We start from the raw sequence: 18,050 nt of genomic DNA, 5'->3' as shown, positions 1-18,050 counted from the left end.
TCAAAAAACAATAATGCGTTTCAAAAGAAGCGCATTATTGTTTGGGACTTTCAATCTGAACCCGGCCTATGCCGAGCTGATGTATTTTCCGGTGATACGGGGCAACAATGAAAGCAAGAAGACTGTGATTCATTAAAAGAACCAGCGCCAACTGAGGTTGAAGTTGCGACCCGGCATTACAAAGTTGCGGTCCTCGATGCGACTCAGGTGATCGCGGTAGGCCGTATCAAAGAGGTTCTCCACACGAAGAATCAGAGTTTGGCGTCCCCGTCCGTTCACACGGTATCCGGCTTGAAGTCCGACAAGCGCATAACCATCGGTCACCGCCTCTCCGGGAGCCACCTGATCCTGTTGGCGCACCAACATCAGCTGGGCGCCCATCCAGGTGCGACCAAAGTCGTACTCCAGCGCATTGCGCCAGCGCAGGGGCGGAATGAAGGGCAGATTCTCGTTGGGACTTTTATCAAAAACCCTTCGACCCCGCACCCAGTCGATGCTGGTCTGCCACGACAAAGCGCGACTGGCCTGCCAGTTGGCCTGAAACTCGTTGCCGTACAAACGGGCCTTCCCTTCGGCATAGCTATAAATATCGTAGCCCGAAGCCGCATCCACTTCGCCGGTGGGCTGAAAAATGATGTAATTGGTGAAATCATTCACAAAGCCGGTCAGCTCCAGCTGCCAGGCGCCCCGCTCCCAGGTCACGAAAACATCGCCGCCATGACCAATTTCATCGCTTAGCGCAACATTGCCCTGCTCATATACGCCGGCCCCCAAATGGGCCCCATCGGCAAACAGCTCCTCCACCATGGGATTGCGGTGCGAACGCGCCAGTTGGGCCCCCAGCTCAAAACCGGGAAAAGGGCGCACATTGAGTCCCACACTCCCCGAATAGTTGAAGGAAGTACGGGAAAGCTTAGCGTCGGGAAATCTTTGGTTGCTTAAAGCCCTGGAGTGTTGCAGGTCGAGGCGCAAGCCAAACTGCAGGCGTAGGATGTTCGACAAAGGGACTTCCTCAAAACTGAAGGCGGCCACCGAAAAGCGCTGCTCGCCCGGTGTGTAGGCCTCTTCTCCCTTGATATCCAGCTGTTGGGCATTCCAGCTGAAACCGACTGCCCCCCTGTCGAGTACCCCGGCGGGCTTATGTTGCAGCGTGAGGGTCGAACTCAAAGCATACTGCTCATAAGAGAGCCCTATGGCTTCTTCTTCAGGAGCGTCTGCCGGTTTAAACAATTCCACCTCATCCTGCTCAAAACGACTCAGATTAAAACGCCACTGGGCCTGGTCGAAAGACCTGTCCTGCCACGAACGACCAAAACGCCCTTGCAGGGCCATCCTGTTGGCACGGATCTCCACCTCCTCTTCGGAGTTCTCTGCCGCTTCAGGAATACCAAAGGTCTGGTCGGACAAAGAGAAACTGAGTCCACCCAGCCACGGTCCCTTATCCACACCCCAGCCCAGAGCGGCGTCATAGGCCTGCATGGAAGTCCCCGCAATACGACCTTCCGGCGTTGTGATGTCGCCCGCCTGTCGATAGGCCATACGTGCCGAAAAGGCGTGTTCCTCTCCGCCCGCAGCCACACGCGCAAAACCAGCACCCATACGGTTCATGCTCGCTGCCTGAACCGAGGCTGCCCCAGACCAACCCTCGTCCCACTGATCGGGAATGTCGGTGGTCATCAAATTGATGACGCCACCCAGGGCACTGGAGCCGTAGAGGAGACTGGCGGGTCCGCGAATGACTTCGACCCGACTGGCGGCCAGGGGATCCAAAGAAATGGAGTGATCGGCCGAGGTCTCGGAGATATCGCCCATGCGCTCACCATTTTCGAGGACCAGAATACGGTCGCCGTCCATGCCCCGAATAACAGGTCTGGCCGGTGCCGACCCCATGCTCCGCATGGCTACGCCGGGCTGACCGTTCAACATTTCTCCAAAGGAGGCTTCGCTGCGTCGTTGTATTTCTTCGCCCATAAAAACCGCATCGGGCTGATAGCGAAAGCCACTGGCAGTAGGCGAAGCAGTCAGGGTAACCCCGCTGAGCGTAATGCTGGTGGCTGAAAGCGGGATATCGATTTCCTGCGTGGTTTTGGCCACCGCTTCCACAGCCACTTCGGCCACGGCATAGCCCATACTCGAAGCCTGGATGACCAGGGGCCCCTCAGGCAGATTGGTTAAAAAATAATGCCCGCTGGCATCGGTGATGGTACCTATGCGGGTGCCTTTAACCACCAGGTTGACAAAGGGCAGGTGCTCGCCCGAAGCGGCATCTACCACATGGCCAAAAACATTGGCATCGGTAGCGGGACGGGCATCAACAGGATTGGGAAAGGAAGACAGACTTTGAAAAAAGAATAGAATAAATAATATACTGCGGTTCATAAAACAATTCTTTAAACCTAAAAACATGGGGCATTGGAGCAGCTCGCACTAAACGAGTTGCCCTGCCCGGAATACATACTGAAAGCGTTTTTAGGCCGCCAGGGGAGGTCCCCGACGAAAGAAAAGTAAAGGGCTTGAGCCCGGACGAAGGACAGGCACTGCTGTGGCCGACCCGGCGAGGTCCTGCTCGGCCACCACCGGCAGCTCAGCAATTGGCAGCGCTTCCTCACTGAAGCCTGCCGAGAGCAGGGTGAGCACCAGCCAATCGGCAGTGCTGTGGGGATGGTCCTGTACAGGCGTCCCCGGCACTTGCCCGACAGAATAGGGGTGCGCATGCCGGACGAGGGTTCCGTTCTGTTGCTGATGGTAATGCCAGTTGCTGTTGTTGTTGTAAAACAACAGCAACACAAAAGGAAGGCTCAGAAGTACGAGTCCCTGCTTTATGTTTCTGGTTCGCCTCATCAGGTATTGGTTATGCTACAAACATAACCAATACCTGATGCTTTAGTTGCTCACCAAAGAATAATTAAAGATTTATTAACCTGCTTCGGCGCGATTACACCACCACCATTTTTCGAAGTACGATGACCTTGTCGCCGGGCGCTTCCTCTACCTGATAACCAAAACGCGTGCAGAGGTAATCGAAAGTCTTGCGGTGAAAAAAGGAAATGTGGGTCGGGTCGCGCAGGTACCACCAGGTAGAAAAATCGGTTTCCTCGTCCCAGCGATGCGTCATTACGGTAAGCGTGCCGTGGGGCCTTAAGAGGGCGGTCAGGAGCTTCATTTCTGCAGCAGGTGCAAAAAAGTGTTCAAAACATTCGGTGGCCATAATGAAATCCTGCCGGTCGTCGGGCAAATCCGGAAAGAAAAAGGGATCGTAGTAAGTGCAAGAATAACCGGCCTCATCGAGCATGCGGGCCAAAACCGGATTAGGGCCGCAGCCAAAATCCAGGCCTTCCATGCCAAAATCAAGGTAAGGCAAGGTAGGTTCTAAGGCCTGATTCAAAAAATCCCGGTAACCGGGACAATCGTCGCTGTTGTTGTGCTGGGCGTAGCGATATTCCGCCTCCTCGGCCGAGGGATGCAATTCGGGGTCCTTAAACACCAGCCAACAGTTGCTGCAACGATGCAGTTTTATTCCCTCTATTCCGCTAAAGCTTTCTCGAACTTCTGATCCACACAAACTACAGGTCATTCTCTTCAATCTTTTGGTTTTGAGGGCGCAAAAGTAGGAAGAAGCTGGGGATTTTTCACTACCTGACAGAAAAAAAGGGAAACATCCTTTCGAATGCCTCCCTTTTTCGGATTAAACAAAACAAGCTTATTCGGCCTTCTTGGCTTTATCGCAGCAAGCTTTTTTCTCTGCCTTGTCGCAATCGGCTTTTTTAGCTTTGTCGCAATCGGCTTTTTTAGCCTCACTGCACTCGGCCTTCTTGGCTTCGCAATTTTCTTTTTTCTCGGGCTCCTGCATCATGTCGCCAGCAAAAGCGGGGGCAGTCATGCCCAAAGCAAATACAAACAAAAATGCTGCTGCTAATTTCTTTTTCATCGTTTTATTGTTTTATTGGTTAGCAAACTAAAGAAAGCCTATTTTTGAAAGGCTCATTTACAAAACTAGAATGATTCTGAATAAAAACAAGTTAGCAGCCTGTTAATGGGCGTTAATGTAAAGTTAATGCCCGTTGGAAGCCTCTCTCTTTTGTTAATTTTGCCCCGATGAATAAACCGTGGAACTCCTACAAACAGGGCATACTTCCGGTCCTTACCTTTGTGGTACTGCTCCTGCTCATTTTAATACAAGTGAGCTGGATATCGCGTGCGGCCCACCTCGAAGAACAAAACTTTAACCACCGCGTGAGTATGGCCTTAAATGCAGCCCGCGATGAAATTGGTCATCGGGCACCCCTGTGCAACGACATGACCGACTTTTTATGCGGTCGCGAGTGCGCCGAGCAGGTGCACCAGGCCAAACAAGCCGAGATCGACAGCATCATTCATGCCTGCCTCCACCGTTTTCACATCGACCTGCCCTATACTTTCGACATCAGCGACTCCTTGTTGCATCAGGGACAGGGACTTTTTTTTACCCCTGCCTGCTACCGACAAAATCTGAACGGACTCATCGATCAGGACGGCATTCAAATCAGATTGCAGTTTCCTACCCGCAATCAGTTTCTCATTGCAGAACTATGGAGTCAACTGGGCCTGTCCATCGTTTTCATCCTCTTTGTGATGATCTCCTTCCTGATTATGTGGCGACTCTTCAGACGGGAGAAGGCTTTAATGGTGAGGACTTCCGACTTTGTCAACAATATGGTGCACGAGTTTCAGACGCCGATTGCCAACATCCGCTTTGCCTCCAACCTGCTGAAACGCCTTAAGGGCGACCAAGCCGCCAAAACCGAAGAATACACCCAGGTTATCCTGAACGAGACCCAGCGCCTGCAGGCCCATGTTGAAGCCGTGCTTCGGGTGGCCTCGGGCGAAGAAAGCCGGGGACAGACCGAAGTGGTGAGGGTACATGAGCTGATCGACCAGGTGCTGCACACTTTTCAATACCGCATGGACGAGCTGGGTGCAAGCTGCAGCCTGAGTAAGGAAGCCCGTTTCGACCAGATTGAAGCGGAGCAGGGGCCGCTGTCGCTGGTCCTTTCCAATTTGCTCGACAATGCGCTGAAATACGTAAAGCAGGCTCCGCGACTCCAAATACGCACCCAGAACAAGGAGGACAAGCTGCTTGTTCGTATCAGCGACAACGGCATTGGCATTGCCAGGGCAGACCAGGAGCGCATCTTCGACAAGCATTTCCGGGTATCGACGGGCAACGTACACAATGTTAAGGGTTTTGGATTGGGCCTCACCTACGTAAAAAAAGTAGTGGAGCAATACGGAGGCAGCATAAAAATTGAAAGCAGTATGGAAAAAGGCAGTACCTTTATCCTGACTTTCCCCTTAAGCCAAAGAGATGGACAAGACAAAGAAAATACTGGTCATTGAAGACGATCCCAACATGGGTTTCCTGCTCAGGGAATTTCTGTCGGCCAACGGTTTTGAGGTCGCCCTGTGCGTGGATGGCGACCGGGGACTGGAAGCCTTCAGACAGCAAAAAGCCGATTTCTGCATTGTAGATGTCATGCTTCCGGGTATCGACGGCTTTACCCTGGCCGAACGCATCCGCAAGGAAGATGCCCGGGTACCCATCGTCTTTTTAACCGCACGCTCGATGAAGCAGGACAAGCTGAAAGGTTTTAACCTGGGGGGCGACGATTACATCACCAAGCCTTTTGACGAAGAAGAATTGCTCTGTCGCATCCACGCCATTTTTAATCGGGTCGGCAACAGCCAGACCGATGAGGAAGCCCAGGCCGAAGAGTATCCCATTGGGCGCTACCTTTTTGACGTACGCAACCAGGCTTTGGTGCTAAACGGCAACAACGACCGCCTGACTTACCGCGAGTGCGACGTGCTGAGCATGCTCTGCGCCCACAAAGGAAAATTGGTCAAGCGCAGTGACCTGCTGCAAAAGTATTGGGGCAAGGACGACTATTTTAATGGTCGCAGTCTGGATGTCTTCATCACCCGTTTGCGCAAGCGACTGGCCAAGGATCCCTCGGTAAAGATTGAAAATGTGCCCAAGGTGGGCTACATCCTGCAGGACTAGTCCAGGTAGAGTGTTATCCCCAGTGCCAGGTTCCAGATGTCATGAAGTCCCACATAGCGGGTCCTGACCATCTCCAGCACGTAGGCATCGAGGGTGCTCATTTCGGCATACAGCCCTATGCCCTTGATCCACTTTCCCTCTCGCAAAGGCAGCGCCCACTCGGCGCCCCAAAAGGGTGCCAGGTGCAACTTGTTCTGGAAATAGTACTTTTCGGGATAATGGGCCGGCAGTCGACGAAAGGTATTGTTGGTATTCCCCCAGTTCAACGAAAAACCCGCCCGAGGCTCCACCGGTCCCAGCAGGTCCTCCCGAAAAAGTCGCCAGCTGCTTTTAATCGACACGGTATGCACCCGCACAGAGCTGCCCCCAAAGGTGTCGGACAGCACCCCGTAGTAAAGGGCAGCACTGTAACGAGGTGTAAATTCATAGCCCAGCCCCACTGAGGCAAAACCAATGAGTCCGGCATACTGAAGCCTGAGCTGTTGGGGCTTGAGCCAGGAAAACTTAAACAACACCGTGTCTTCCTGAAAAACCAGGGGCATGGGACGCGCCAGAAAGCTTTCATCGACCTGCAGCGTGGCCTCCGAAGGACCGCCTTCGGCCCGGGCCGAAGGCGCCAGCAGCAAGCCGCCCAACAGCAGGACCCAGCTTCCGGACCGGGCCACCCACTCCTTAAATATCCTCTTTCCTGATTTCAAAGCCATCTTCCTTTACATCCAGATAAAAAATTTCGCGTCTTTTGCTGCTCGACGAAGTAAAATAGGGCGGTCCGTTTTCGTAGGGCTGTCCGTAGGTATAGCTGTGGGTATGCCCATGAAGTGACAAATCCACCCCGTACTTTTCCATCAACATATTGTAATAATATTCATTGCCCTTTGAAAAAGGTGCCGACCAAGGCGGAATATGGGCCAGCACAAAGCGATACTTGTAGTGTTCCGACCCTTCCAAAACACTTTCGAGCCATGCAAAATCGGGATCCTGCACATTCTTCTCCCAAATGATGTCGTCCATAAAGACAAACAGACAGTTGTTGTAGACCAAGGTGAAATTGGAGGGGCCAAACATCTCCTCGTACATGAACTCGCCGTTGGACAAGTAGTCGTGGTTGCCGATCAGCGTCAGCAAGGGATGCTTCAATTTGGACGAGATTTTCCGATACCAAATGAATTCGCGGTAGATTCCACTCAGCGTAAGGTCGCCCATGTGAGCGATAAAGGCCAGACTGTCCTGCTTGTTGAACCGCGCCACCTGCTCTTCAAAATCGTCGTAGTAAGTGTGGGTATCCCCGAAAACACCGACGGAAAATGGGGCAAACGCCTCCCTACTCTGTTCTTCCAGCACCTTCAGAGCTTTCAGGTTTAAGTCGCTGTAGGGCACACGCACCCCGGCCTTGTAGGGACTGTACTCAAAGATATTGTCGCAGCCCGCTGAAAAAAGCAACAAGCCCGCCAACAGTATTCCCATAAGTATCCTAAATATGTGCATAAGCCTAAGCGCCAAAATAACCTGCAAAGTTAAGTGCAAGGTGGCGCCGCCTGGGAAAAAGCTGCCCCAAGGATAGAATTCAATGGCTCAAGCGTAGGAAGCAGCAAAAGCTAGGAGGTCTAGGCAGCCTAGAATTTTAACCGTACTTTTTCGTACTGTTCGCGAATCATGCGTTCGATGTTCGAAACCGTCACATTTTCACCCCGCATCTCGAGCTTCTGGGCAGTGGTAAGGGCAGCCGGAACCACCAGCCAGAGCACGAGATACACGGGGAAAACGACCCCGACACTGAAAAAAGGCAACAACACAAAAATTATGCGCACCAACAGCGTATCCATATTCAGGTAGGCTGCCAGGCCACTGCACACCCCGCCAAACACCTTATCGTCGATGTTGCGGAATAAACGCTTTCGGATGCGCAAGGGCAGCTGAGAGCTTGTGTTCTCCTGTGCGCCCTTGGGATCCCCTGCCTGCTCTTCCTCTGCCTCCGAGAAGTCTTCGGGCTGGCCCATCGTCTCAATCACTTCACGCACTTTATCGGCGGTAATCACCCCATTCGCAGAAGTCTGGGCAGCGAAAAGCTCAGACATGCGCGCCTCTATGTCCTCAATAATCTCGGCCCCGCTTTCGCGCTTTCTAAACCAGTTCTCCAGCTTCTGCTGGTAAACCTGGAGGGTTTCATAAGCCTCCTCTTCAATAAAAAAGGCACGGCCGGCTATCTGTATACTGATGGTCTTTTTCATCGTTCTAATTTTTTTGTTTGATTTTTGCTACGGAAACAACCAATTGGGACCACGACTGGTCCAACTCTTGCAGAAAAGCACTGCCCTTGTCGGTCAGCGCATAATATTTGCGGGGTGGTCCCTGCGACGACTCCTCCCAGCGATAACTCAGCAGCTCGTCGTTCTTCAGCCTGGTCAGCAAAGGATACAAGGTCCCCTCTACCACAATCATCTGAACCGACTTGAGCTCGGCAATGATGTCGGAGGCGTAGGCATCGGCTTTCGACAGCAAGGAAAGGATGCAATACTCCAAGACGCCTTTGCGCATTTGAGCCTTCACATTTTCAAGTTTCATGTTCTTGGCACTTTAGTAAATAATATAAGCTACCTGACTTAACCCTTAAGCAGGCATTGCAAAGATATGTAATATTTTTAGTACTGTGCAACACCAAGTACTAAAAATATTTCAGCGCCAAATTCAGGCATTATGAAACTCGCCGAAAAAAGCGTAATTTTGACCACTTAACAAGTACACGAACAATGGATTCTACCAGACAAAAAAAGATTGGCCGCCTTCTGCAGAAAGAAATGAGCGAGATTTTCCAGCGCGAAGTACGCGACGTGGTCATGGGCACCATGGTGAGCGTAACGGTAGCAAGGGTTTCGCCCGATATGGGCATGGCCAAAATTTACATCAGCATTTTCCCTACCGAAAATAAGGAGGAAGTGTACAAAAACATTTGTGCACACAACAGCAAACTGCGTTTTCTCCTGGGTCAGCGCGTAGGCAAACAAATGCGCATCATCCCCGAGCTGCAGTTCTTCATCGACGACAGTCTCGACTACATCGAACGTTTGGACGACTTGTTAAAGGACTAAGCACATGCAATACGATCCCATCAAACGCTCTCTCGGCAAGGTATTTAACCTGCATCCCCTCCTTCGGGCCCTCTTTTATCGTTTGCTTGATTTGCTGCTCCTGCGCTCCTGGTACCTGCGACGCGAACTGCGCCAATGGCGGCTCAGCGCTCCAGCCGATGCCCGCATACTCGATGCCGGCTCAGGCTTTGGACAGTACGTCTGGCGCCTGGCCCAGATGGGCGAGGCCTTCCAAATAACCGGAGTAGATGTAAAAAAGGAGCAAGTGGCCGACTGCAATGCCTGGTTTGCCCGGGCGGGACTGGCTGCTCGGGTACATTTTAGGGTGCAGGAACTGGAGGTGCTGCACGACGAGGAGCGCTACGATCTGGTGCTGTCGGTAGATGTGATGGAGCACATCGAAGCCGACGAGAAGGTGATGCAAAACCTCTGCCGGGCCCTGAAGCCCGGGGGACTCCTACTGATTTCGACGCCCTCCGACCAGGGCGGATCCGATACCCAGCACCACCACCAGGAAGGCACCACCGGTTTCATTGACGAGCACGTTCGCGACGGCTACAACCGCGACGACATTCGCGACAAATTGCTGCGCGCCGGTTTCTCAAAAGTGGACGTCGCCTACACTTACGGTCGCCCCGGCAGTCTGGCCTGGAAACTGAGCATGAAATTCCCCATTCTGATGCTCAACGCCAGCAAAGTTTTCTTTATAGTACTGCCCTTCTATTACCTCTTGGCCTGGCCCATCGCCTACTGCCTCAATTACGCAGATCTTCGTCAGACCCATGCAACCGGAACCGGGCTTTTGGTTAAAGCCCGGCGCTAAATCGCCTTTCCGATGAAAATAGCCCTGCGCATCGCCCTTCGCTACCTCTTTGCCAAAAAGAGCCAGAACATCATCAACATCATCTCCTGGATTTCGGTGACCGGGGTGTTGGTGGGCGCTTTGGGCTTATTGGTGGTGCTCTCGGTATTCAACGGACTGCACAGTCTCATCGGCAACCTATATGGTTCGTTCGACCCCGACCTGAAAGTGGAAGCCCGAAAGGGCAAGGTTTTCCACACCGACTCCATCCCCTACCAGGCGCTGTTGGAGACCGAAGACGTACGCGCAGTCGGGCAGGCCCTCGAAGATCATACCCTCTTTCGCTTTGGCAAGCGACAAGTGCCGGGCAGACTCCTGGGGGTGGACGAGCAATTCAACAAAATTTCGGGCATCGACTCCATCATTATTGACGGGGAGTTTCGGCTGCGCGACAAAGGACTGGAAGAGGGTGTGGTGGGCTATCTGCTGGCTGACCAGCTGGGCCTGCGCCTGAATTTTGTGACCCCCTTGCTGCTCTACACTCCGGAAAGGGAACGCCGCATCAACCCTGCCCGTCCCGACCAGGCCTTCCGCAGTTCCTACCTGCAACCCTCGGGTATTTTTCAGGTGAACCAGATCGACTACGACGCCACCTATACGCTGGTGCACATCGACAAAGCCCGGGAAGCTTTTTCTTACCCCCCGGGCACCGTATCCTGGCTGGGCATAGGAGTAGCGCAAACCAACCAAATAGATGCCGTGCAAAGTCGCCTAAGCAGTCTGTTGGGACCCGACTATAAGGTAAGTAACCGGGAAGAACAGCACGCCACTTTTTTTAAGATGATGAAGGTAGAGCGCCTTATGGCCTACCTGATTCTCTCCTTCATCCTGCTTATTGCCATATTTAATGTGATTGGCACCCTGTCGATGCTCATCTTCGAGAAGCGCGAAAGCATTGCCACGCTCCGCAGCATGGGCGCCCAGCGGCGCCTCATCCATCAAGTCTTTTTAATCGAAGGCTGGCTCATTTCACTGGCCGGGGCACTGGGGGGACTCCTTTTGGGGGGTATCCTATTGTGGTTGCAGCAGACTTACGGACTGGTGCGCTTTCAGGGCGGGGGCAACTTTATCGTGGAGGCCTATCCGGTGGTACTGCGCTGGCAGGACCTCTTAACGGTTTTTGTCACTGTTTCGCTCACCGGCTTTGTCGCCGCCTGGTACCCTGTAAGGGTTATTGTTCGTCGCTACTATGCGGAGCTGCAGCAGTAAAGCCGGCATACTCCGCTGCAACACGGTCGAGCAAGGCCTCAATTTCGGCCTGACTTTCGCTGCGCAACATCTGGATTTTAAGTTCCCTGAATCGGGGCAGGCCCTTAAAGGTCAGGGCCAAATGCCGACGTGAGTGCAAAATACCCCGACGCTCACCAATCCATGCAATGGTCGCCCGCAATTGCTCCCGAACCAAGTCCACATGCGTTTCGATGGGTGGTGGCGGAAGCAGCTCCCCCGTATCCAAAAAATGTCTGATTTCACGAAAAATCCAGGGCCGGCCAATGGCGCCGCGACCAATCATAATGCCGTCTACCCCATAACGATCGAAGTACAAACGTGCTTTTTCGGGCGAAGTAACGTCTCCGTTTCCTATTATGGGAATATGCATGCGCGGATTGTTTTTAACCGCCCCGATCAAATTCCAGTCGGCCTCCCCCGTGTACATTTGCGAACGGGTACGACCGTGAATGGTCAGGGCCTGAATACCCACATCCTGCAACTGCTCGGCCAGGGTGCTAATGATTTTACTGTCCTCATCCCACCCCAGACGTGTTTTTACACTAACCGGCAGCTTTACCGCCTTCACCACTTTTTCAGTGATCTCCAGCAAGAGGGGCACATCCCGCAGCATGCCCGAACCCGCTCCCTTCATGGCAATTTTTTTTACGGGACAGCCAAAATTTAAGTCGATGAAATCGGGACCTGCCTCCTCCGCAATTTTCGCCGCCTCAACCAGGGCGTCCACCTCACGACCATAGAGCTGAATACCAACGGGGCGCTCCTCTTCTTCAAAAAACAGCTTGGCCCGCGTCTTCTCCACCGAACGAATCAGCGCGTCCGACGAGACAAACTCCGTATAGAGCAGGTCTGCCCCAAAACGCTTACACAGACTCCGGAACACCTGGTCCGAAACATCCTCCATAGGCGCCAGCATCAGCGGCTCCTTGCGCAACTCAATATTTCCAAACTTCACTTCAGCCCAATATTTTCTTGTAACAGGTCACAAAGATAAGTTATTTCGCATTTGTACTCGATCTTATGTTGAATCACAGCCAATTTTTGTATTTTAGTCCGGCTTTATAAACCAATTGCCCATGCGAAAACTTTTACGCACTTTTCCCCTTTGGGCGCTCACCTGGCTGTTGGCACTCTCTGCCTGTCAGCAAAAGCAGGCTGTTGAAGAAGGCGAAACCCTGATTCCAGGCCCTGTCACCACCGACTCGCTGGTCGTGAATCAACTGATCGAGCGTTCGGCCAGTTTCCTCAACGAATCCGGAAGTAAAGCCGAACCTTTTGATGCCTTTTTAGAAGAAGCTCTGGACATTGCCCGACGCCGAAACCTCATTTACCAGGAAATAGAAATTTACAACACCATAGGAAAGCGCTACCGCAACCGCTCCCTCTATGGAGAGGCCCTCAAATACCACCACCGGGCGCTCAAACTGGCCCAGAGCATCGATCACCAACCTATGTTGGCCGATATCTACAACCAGATAGGGGTGGTGTATCGGCGGACCGACGACAACGCCATGGCGCTGGACATGCACTTTAAAGCCCTCAGGCTGGCCGAAGAAATCAAAGACACCTTTAACATCAGTGTTTCCATCAACAGCATAGGCAACGTAAACCATAACCTGGGGCGCTACCATACCGCCATTGAATACTTCTTACGCTCCCTGGAACTGTCCAAAATTATGGGCAACACCCTGGGACTGGCCATCAACAACCACAATATTGGCGAGTGTCTGCTCAAACTGGATCAGCCCGAAAATGCCCTGCTCTATTTTGAGCGCTCCCTGGCTTACAACACCGAAATTGGCAGTCGTGCCGGACAGTCGATCTGCTTCAACAGCATGGGCGCCGCCTACATTGCAATGGACGAGCTCGAACTGGCCCACGACTATTTGCAACGCTCCCTGCAAATCAACAACCGCCTGGGCGATCAGATGCAGATATCCATAAGTCTGGGCAAGGTGGGCGAAGTCAACCTACTGATGGGCAAATACAAAGAAGCCCAGGAAAATCTGGAAAATTCCTATGCCATTGCGCGGCAGATAGGCAGTCGCTTCCAGGCCGAAGAATCGGCCCGTCTGCTGTCGACCCTCTGCGAACAAACCAAGCGTTTTCAGACTTCTCTGGAGTTTTTTAAAACAGCGACCCTATACAAGGACAGCATCCTCAACGAGAAAAACATGTACCATCTGACCACCATGGAGGCCATGCTGGATGCCGAAGCCCAACGCGATAAAATTGATCAGTTGAATCAGGAGGCTCTGGAACAGCAAAACGTAATGAGTCGCCAGCGACTCATTCTCATCGTCTTCATTATTACCCTGGTGGTCCTGGTCATCGTAGCGGTCTTACTGGTGGTTCAGCACCGTCTGCGCAGCAAATACAACAACCTGAAAAACCAACACAAGCTCTTGCGCTCGCAAATGAATCCCCACTTCATTTTCAACGCCCTCAGCGCCATTCAGGTTTATGTATTGGAGCACGATGTAGAAAAATCGACCAAATTTTTGACCGACTTTGCCAAGCTCATGCGTCAGGTGCTCAAGCTCTCGCACTACGACTACATTTCCCTGGCCAACGAAAAAGAAATACTCGGCTACTACCTCGAATTACAGCAATTGCGCTTTATGGAACCCTTCATGTACCAAATTGACATTGACCCCGTTCTGGCCCAGGATGCCGTTTTGGTTCCCCCGATGATTACGCAGCCCTTCGTTGAAAATGCGGTGGAGCATGGCATTCGGGATTTGCACGACAAGGGACGGGTGGACATCCGCTTTAAGCGGATAGGCCATCAGTTGGTGATCGAGGTAGAAGACAACGGCATGGGCATCCATACCTCCATGCAACAAAAGAGCGAAAAAGCCAAAGCCCACGAATCCATGGCTTTGAAAATAACCCGCGAAAGACTGGATGTAATACGCAACGACTCAGGCGGAAAGGTCGGACTGGAGCTCATCGACAAAAAGGAAGTCAATCCCTTTGACCACGGCACCCTGGTACGCATCATCCTGCCCCTGGTGGAGCAGAGCATTACACTGAACGAAGGCCCAAAGCACTAAAAGGAGCGGAATCCGATGATTTCACGCACCTCGCGTACAGTCTTTGCGGCACTCTCATGGGCTTTTTCCTTACCCATAGCCACCACCTTACGCAGGTAGGCCTCATCGGAGGAGATGCTTTTAATTTTTTCCCGTATGGGATCGGTAAAGCGAATAATGTCCTCGGCCAACTGCTTCTTTAAGTCGCCGTAACGAATGGAGCAATCGCTGTAAGCAGCTTTAAAATGAGCCAGGGTGTCGGGTTCAGAAACCACCGACATCAGGGTAAACAAATTGTTGACCGGTTCGGAAACCGGAGAATTGGGCTGGGTGGGACCGGCATCGGTCACCGCCCGCATCACCTTTTTGCGAATCGCCGCAGGCTCATCCACCAGGTACAAACCATTGCCCTCACTCTTGCCCATCTTACCCGAACCATCCAGTCCGGGAATCTTCACCAGCGCCTCGCCAAAGTTAAAAGGCTCGGGAATGGGAAAGTACTCTTTATCGTACATGCGGTTGAAACGTGCAGCAAACTTTCGTGTCATTTCCAGATTTTGCTCCTGGTCCTTACCCACCGGCACCTTGGCCGCATGGTGAATAATGATGTCGGCCGCCATCAGCACCGGATAGGTCAGCAAGCCCGCATTCACATTGTCGGGATGCTTGCGCACCTTTTCCTTAAACGAGGTGGTACGCTCCAGCTCACCCACATAGGCATTCATATTCATCAAAAGCGTAAGTTCGGCCACCTCAGGCAAATCGCTCTGAATATAAATGGTCGATTTTTCCGGGTCCAAGCCGGCCGCCAGATATTCGGCCAGCACCTGTCGCACATTTCCGTGCAAATCAGCAGGCGTCGGATGAGTCGTCAGCGAATGGTAGTCGGCAATAAAGAAGTAGCAATTATACTGCTCCTGCATCTTCAAAAAGTTTTTAACCGCACCAAAATAATTGCCCAAATGCAGGTTACCCGTTGGCCGGATACCACTCACAACTCTTTCCATAACAACTTTAGCTTATCTGATTTTTGACTAAACAAAGGGCAAAAATACGGGAAAAAACGCAAAAAACTTGGCAAAGCACTTAAAAATAAAGGCGCAACCCACCGGGAATGATGCTTACATTGGGTTGGTGCACAAAGATCCAGGCCGACACAAAACCCAGTGCCCCACCCAGCAGCACATCCGAAGTCCAGTGCTTATCGTCGTACACCCTGCCGGCGGCTACCGCCACCGGCACCACATACAGCCAGCGACTGTAGGCTTCGGCAAAAGGCGTAAAAACAGCAAAAGCCAAAGAAGCGTGCCCCGAAGGCAGCGATTTAAAAGAATCGTCGCTGCCCGGAAAAGGCGCAAAAACAAAAGCCCCCTCCTCCCTAAAAGGACGACCCCGCCCCGCCAGGTGCTTCAAGCCCTCCGTGGCCAAGGCTGTAATCACCACCGCCTGCATCGCCTGCAAAGCCACCCCCTGCAGCTCCTCATCCTGCACCAGCCAGCGCGCGGTGCCATAGGTGGCCAGCAGGGCCGGCACCACCACCGTCTTTTCGCCCGCCACATCGGTAATGCGACTGAATCCATCGCCAAAGCCACTCTGATTGCGCTGCATAAAGTCGCGCAGCGGCTCATCCACCAGAAAAGCCGCCAGCGTTAAACCACCCGCCACAGCCGCCACCTGTGGCAAAGTGACCGAAGTCCCTTCGGGTATAACTTGCGGCCCAACTGCTGCATATTGGGCCTTCAGCGGCTGCAAGCCCAGGAGCAGCCCCATAAAAATTAAGCATCTGTACATACGTAATCTTTCTTAGCGGCAGCCAAGATAAGACGAACTTTGCTACCTTTGTTCAACAAAGTTAGCGGTATCATGCGAACAAAAGACATCTCCGCCCGCAAGAAATACGATTTCCTGATCATCGGCAGCGGCATTGCGGGCCTCAGTTTTGCCCTTAAAGTGGCCCAACACGGCAGCGTTTGTGTCATCAACAAACAAAAGCTCGACAACACCACCACCGTTTATGCCCAGGGCGGCATCTCGTCGGTAACCTACCAGCCCGACGATTTTGAAAAGCACGTGCAAGACACCCTGGTGGCCGGGGCGGGACTCTGTAATCCCGATACGGTGCGCATGGTGGTGACCGAAGCGCCTGAGCAGATCAAGCAGCTGATGGACTGGGGTACGCGCTTCGACAAGACGCAGGACGGCAAATTTGACCTGCACCGCGAGGGCGGCCACTCCGAACACCGCATACTGCACCACAAAGACAATACCGGATTTGAAATACAACGCGCCCTTACCGAAGCCGTAAAAAGCAATCCGGACATTACCCTGCTCGAGGACCACTTTGCCGTGGAAATCATTACCCAGCACCACCTGGGCGAAAAGGTAACCCGCTGGCGCAAGGACATCGAATGCTATGGGGCCTATGTGCTTAACCGGCAGACCAACGCCGTGGAAACCATCCTGGCAAAAGTCACCCTTATGGCCTCCGGCGGCGTAGGCGGCGCCTACCAAACCACCACCAATCCCGCCTTTGCCACCGGCGACGGCATTGCCATGGTTTACCGCGCCAAGGGACAGGTCGAAAATATGGAGTTCATCCAGTTTCACCCCACCTCCCTGTACAATCCGGCCGAACGGCCCTCCTTCCTCATTACCGAAGCCATGCGTGGTTACGGCGGCATTCTGCGGCGCAAGGACGGACAAAAATTCATGCACAAGTACGACGAGCGCGAAAACCTGGCGCCCCGCGATATCGTGGCACGGGCCATCGACAACGAACTCAAAACCACCGGCGATGAGTATGTTTACCTCGACGTAACCCACAAAGACCCCGAAGAAACGCGCCAGCACTTCCCCACCATTTACCAGAAGTGCCTTTCCCTGGGCATCGACATCACCAAAGACCAGATTCCCGTAGTCCCCGCCGCCCACTATTCCTGCGGCGGCATCAAAGTAGACCACCACGCCCGCACCACCATCGGCCGTTTGTACGCCGCCGGCGAATGCAGCTCCACCGGTCTCCATGGCGCCAACCGGCTGGCCTCCAACTCGCTGCTCGAAGCCGTTGTGTATGCCGATGCCGCCGCCAAGGACGCCGTACCCCTGATAAAGCAGCTCGACTGGTGCCACCGTGTGCCCGAATGGAACGATGAAGGCACCTCCATGCCCGAAGAGATGGTACTCATTACCCAGAGCCGCAAAGAGCTGGAGCAAATTATGAGCTACTACGTAGGCATCGTACGCTCCAACCTGCGCTTGAAGCGCGCCCTCGACCGCCTCGAAATCCTCTACCACGAAACCGAAAACCTGTTTCAACGCTCCGTGGTTTCGGAAGAACTCTGCGAACTGCGCAACACCATACAGGTGGGCTACCTCATCATCAAAATGGCCCAACTCCGTCGCGAAAGCCGCGGTTTGCATTACAACATTGATTTCCCCAACCAATTGGATTTGTAAGGCCACAGGGGCATGTCGGATGCAAGGCCGATACACAAGGCCATGTCGGATGCAAGGCCGGCACACAAGGCCACCCAGGGTTGAAACCCTGGGCTATTATTGGGGCAGATATGGAGCGCCCGGAGGGCGCGTTTTTGTAACGGGACTGAAGTCCCGGCCTTGGGGCACCCGTGCCCCTGCGGCGTGGGGCCGTCCAAGTAGGAGATGGCTGGGACCAAGCCTTTCGAGGCTTTGCCTCGACCGGGACTTTAGTCCTGGGACCCTTAACACGTTACAACAGTCAGCAAAAAAACTGTGTTTTTTTGCTGACTGTTGTAACTTTACCTCTACCCCGACAGTCG

The 18,050-nt window shown here is 53.1% G+C and carries 19 protein-coding genes; 8 read left to right on the top strand and 11 right to left on the bottom strand.

From position 1 onward, the window contains the following. Positions 1-13: 13 nt before the first annotated feature. Positions 14-136 (top strand): hypothetical protein, encoded by a 123-nt coding sequence (locus B4W65_RS17635; protein ID WP_262487795.1) that lies wholly within the window; start codon positions 14-16, stop codon positions 134-136. Here B4W65_RS17635 and B4W65_RS03630 read toward each other — a convergent pair. From B4W65_RS03630 to B4W65_RS03615, 4 genes are all read right to left on the bottom strand, one after another. Further along, positions 133-2,379 carry a TonB-dependent receptor gene (locus tag B4W65_RS03630; protein WP_158522765.1) on the bottom strand — a complete coding sequence of 749 codons (2,247 nt, stop codon included), beginning with the start codon at positions 2,377-2,379 and terminating at the stop codon, positions 133-135. The genes B4W65_RS17635 and B4W65_RS03630 overlap by 4 nt on opposite strands. A gap of 90 nt (positions 2,380-2,469) precedes the next feature. After that, positions 2,470-2,841 (bottom strand): hypothetical protein, encoded by a 372-nt coding sequence (locus B4W65_RS03625; RefSeq protein ID WP_088653755.1) that lies wholly within the window; start codon positions 2,839-2,841, stop codon positions 2,470-2,472. 94 nt (positions 2,842-2,935) lie between these two features. After that, the gene (locus B4W65_RS03620) at positions 2,936-3,574 is read right to left on the bottom strand and encodes a methyltransferase domain-containing protein (protein ID WP_088653754.1); all 639 of its coding nucleotides are present in this window, start codon (positions 3,572-3,574) and stop codon (positions 2,936-2,938) included. A 126-nt stretch (positions 3,575-3,700) separates the two neighbouring features. Continuing rightward, entirely contained in the window at positions 3,701-3,928 is a 228-nt protein-coding gene (locus tag B4W65_RS03615) for a hypothetical protein (RefSeq protein WP_088653753.1), read from the bottom strand. Positions 3,929-4,095: 167 nt separating this feature from the next. On the opposite strand from B4W65_RS03615, the gene B4W65_RS03610 reads away from it, so the two are divergent. Further along, the gene (locus B4W65_RS03610; protein WP_088653752.1) at positions 4,096-5,376 is read left to right on the top strand and encodes a sensor histidine kinase; all 1,281 of its coding nucleotides are present in this window, start codon (positions 4,096-4,098) and stop codon (positions 5,374-5,376) included. Continuing rightward, on the top strand, positions 5,345-6,040 hold the full coding sequence (locus B4W65_RS03605) for a response regulator transcription factor (protein WP_088653751.1): 696 nt from the start codon (positions 5,345-5,347) through the stop codon (positions 6,038-6,040). The genes B4W65_RS03610 and B4W65_RS03605 overlap by 32 nt, the downstream gene beginning before the upstream one ends. On the opposite strand, the gene B4W65_RS03600 is transcribed toward B4W65_RS03605, so the two are convergent. The 4 genes from B4W65_RS03600 to B4W65_RS03585 form a co-directional block, all read right to left on the bottom strand. Next, on the bottom strand, positions 6,037-6,738 hold the full coding sequence (locus B4W65_RS03600; protein WP_240509469.1) for a hypothetical protein: 702 nt from the start codon (positions 6,736-6,738) through the stop codon (positions 6,037-6,039). The two genes, B4W65_RS03605 and B4W65_RS03600, sit on opposite strands and share 4 nt — an antisense overlap. Continuing rightward, positions 6,713-7,504: a metallophosphoesterase family protein gene (locus tag B4W65_RS03595; RefSeq protein ID WP_088653750.1), complete on the bottom strand. Its 792-nt coding sequence runs from the start codon at positions 7,502-7,504 to the stop codon at positions 6,713-6,715. Before B4W65_RS03595 ends, B4W65_RS03600 begins: the two co-directional genes overlap by 26 nt. A gap of 149 nt (positions 7,505-7,653) precedes the next feature. After that, entirely contained in the window at positions 7,654-8,268 is a 615-nt protein-coding gene (locus B4W65_RS03590) for a PspC domain-containing protein (RefSeq protein ID WP_088653749.1), read from the bottom strand. A gap of 4 nt (positions 8,269-8,272) precedes the next feature. Next, on the bottom strand, positions 8,273-8,602 hold the full coding sequence (locus B4W65_RS03585) for a PadR family transcriptional regulator (RefSeq protein WP_088653748.1): 330 nt from the start codon (positions 8,600-8,602) through the stop codon (positions 8,273-8,275). A 185-nt stretch (positions 8,603-8,787) separates the two neighbouring features. On the opposite strand from B4W65_RS03585, the gene rbfA reads away from it, so the two are divergent. Genes rbfA through B4W65_RS03570 form a run of 3 tightly spaced genes read left to right on the top strand, consistent with a single transcriptional unit; the run spans position 8,788 to position 11,197 of the window. Beyond that, a complete protein-coding gene (rbfA, locus tag B4W65_RS03580) occupies positions 8,788-9,126 on the top strand; it encodes a 30S ribosome-binding factor RbfA (RefSeq protein ID WP_088653747.1) in 339 nt (112 codons plus the stop codon). 4 nt (positions 9,127-9,130) lie between these two features. Continuing rightward, positions 9,131-9,949, top strand: a complete 819-nt coding sequence (locus B4W65_RS03575; RefSeq protein ID WP_088653746.1) for a class I SAM-dependent methyltransferase — start codon at positions 9,131-9,133, stop codon at positions 9,947-9,949. Between the two features lie 12 nt (positions 9,950-9,961). Beyond that, entirely contained in the window at positions 9,962-11,197 is a 1,236-nt protein-coding gene (locus tag B4W65_RS03570) for an ABC transporter permease (RefSeq protein ID WP_088653745.1), read from the top strand. Here B4W65_RS03570 and dusB read toward each other — a convergent pair. Then, on the bottom strand, positions 11,160-12,173 hold the full coding sequence (dusB, locus tag B4W65_RS03565) for a tRNA dihydrouridine synthase DusB (protein WP_088653744.1): 1,014 nt from the start codon (positions 12,171-12,173) through the stop codon (positions 11,160-11,162). The two genes, B4W65_RS03570 and dusB, sit on opposite strands and share 38 nt — an antisense overlap. 121 nt (positions 12,174-12,294) lie before the next feature. On the opposite strand from dusB, the gene B4W65_RS03560 reads away from it, so the two are divergent. Continuing rightward, positions 12,295-14,274, top strand: coding sequence for a tetratricopeptide repeat-containing sensor histidine kinase (locus B4W65_RS03560; RefSeq protein WP_088653743.1), 1,980 nt, complete (start codon positions 12,295-12,297; stop codon positions 14,272-14,274). Here the strand turns inward: B4W65_RS03560 and trpS are convergent. Together trpS and B4W65_RS03550 are read right to left on the bottom strand one after the other, a co-directional pair. After that, positions 14,271-15,260, bottom strand: a complete 990-nt coding sequence (trpS, locus tag B4W65_RS03555; protein ID WP_088653742.1) for a tryptophan--tRNA ligase — start codon at positions 15,258-15,260, stop codon at positions 14,271-14,273. The two genes, B4W65_RS03560 and trpS, sit on opposite strands and share 4 nt — an antisense overlap. A gap of 79 nt (positions 15,261-15,339) precedes the next feature. After that, positions 15,340-16,044 carry a phosphatase PAP2 family protein gene (locus B4W65_RS03550; protein ID WP_088653741.1) on the bottom strand — a complete coding sequence of 235 codons (705 nt, stop codon included), beginning with the start codon at positions 16,042-16,044 and terminating at the stop codon, positions 15,340-15,342. A gap of 72 nt (positions 16,045-16,116) precedes the next feature. On the opposite strand from B4W65_RS03550, the gene nadB reads away from it, so the two are divergent. Further along, positions 16,117-17,709 (top strand): L-aspartate oxidase, encoded by a 1,593-nt coding sequence (gene nadB / locus B4W65_RS03545; RefSeq protein WP_088653740.1) that lies wholly within the window; start codon positions 16,117-16,119, stop codon positions 17,707-17,709. The last annotated feature ends 341 nt before the right edge of the window (positions 17,710-18,050 follow it).

It is taken from the genome of Geofilum rhodophaeum (assembly GCF_002210225.1).
GTDB classification, from domain to species: domain Bacteria; phylum Bacteroidota; class Bacteroidia; order Bacteroidales; family Marinilabiliaceae; genus Geofilum; species Geofilum rhodophaeum.
The sequence above is the reverse complement of the archived record's forward strand: the minus strand, read 5'-3'. Positions and strand labels throughout refer to the sequence as shown.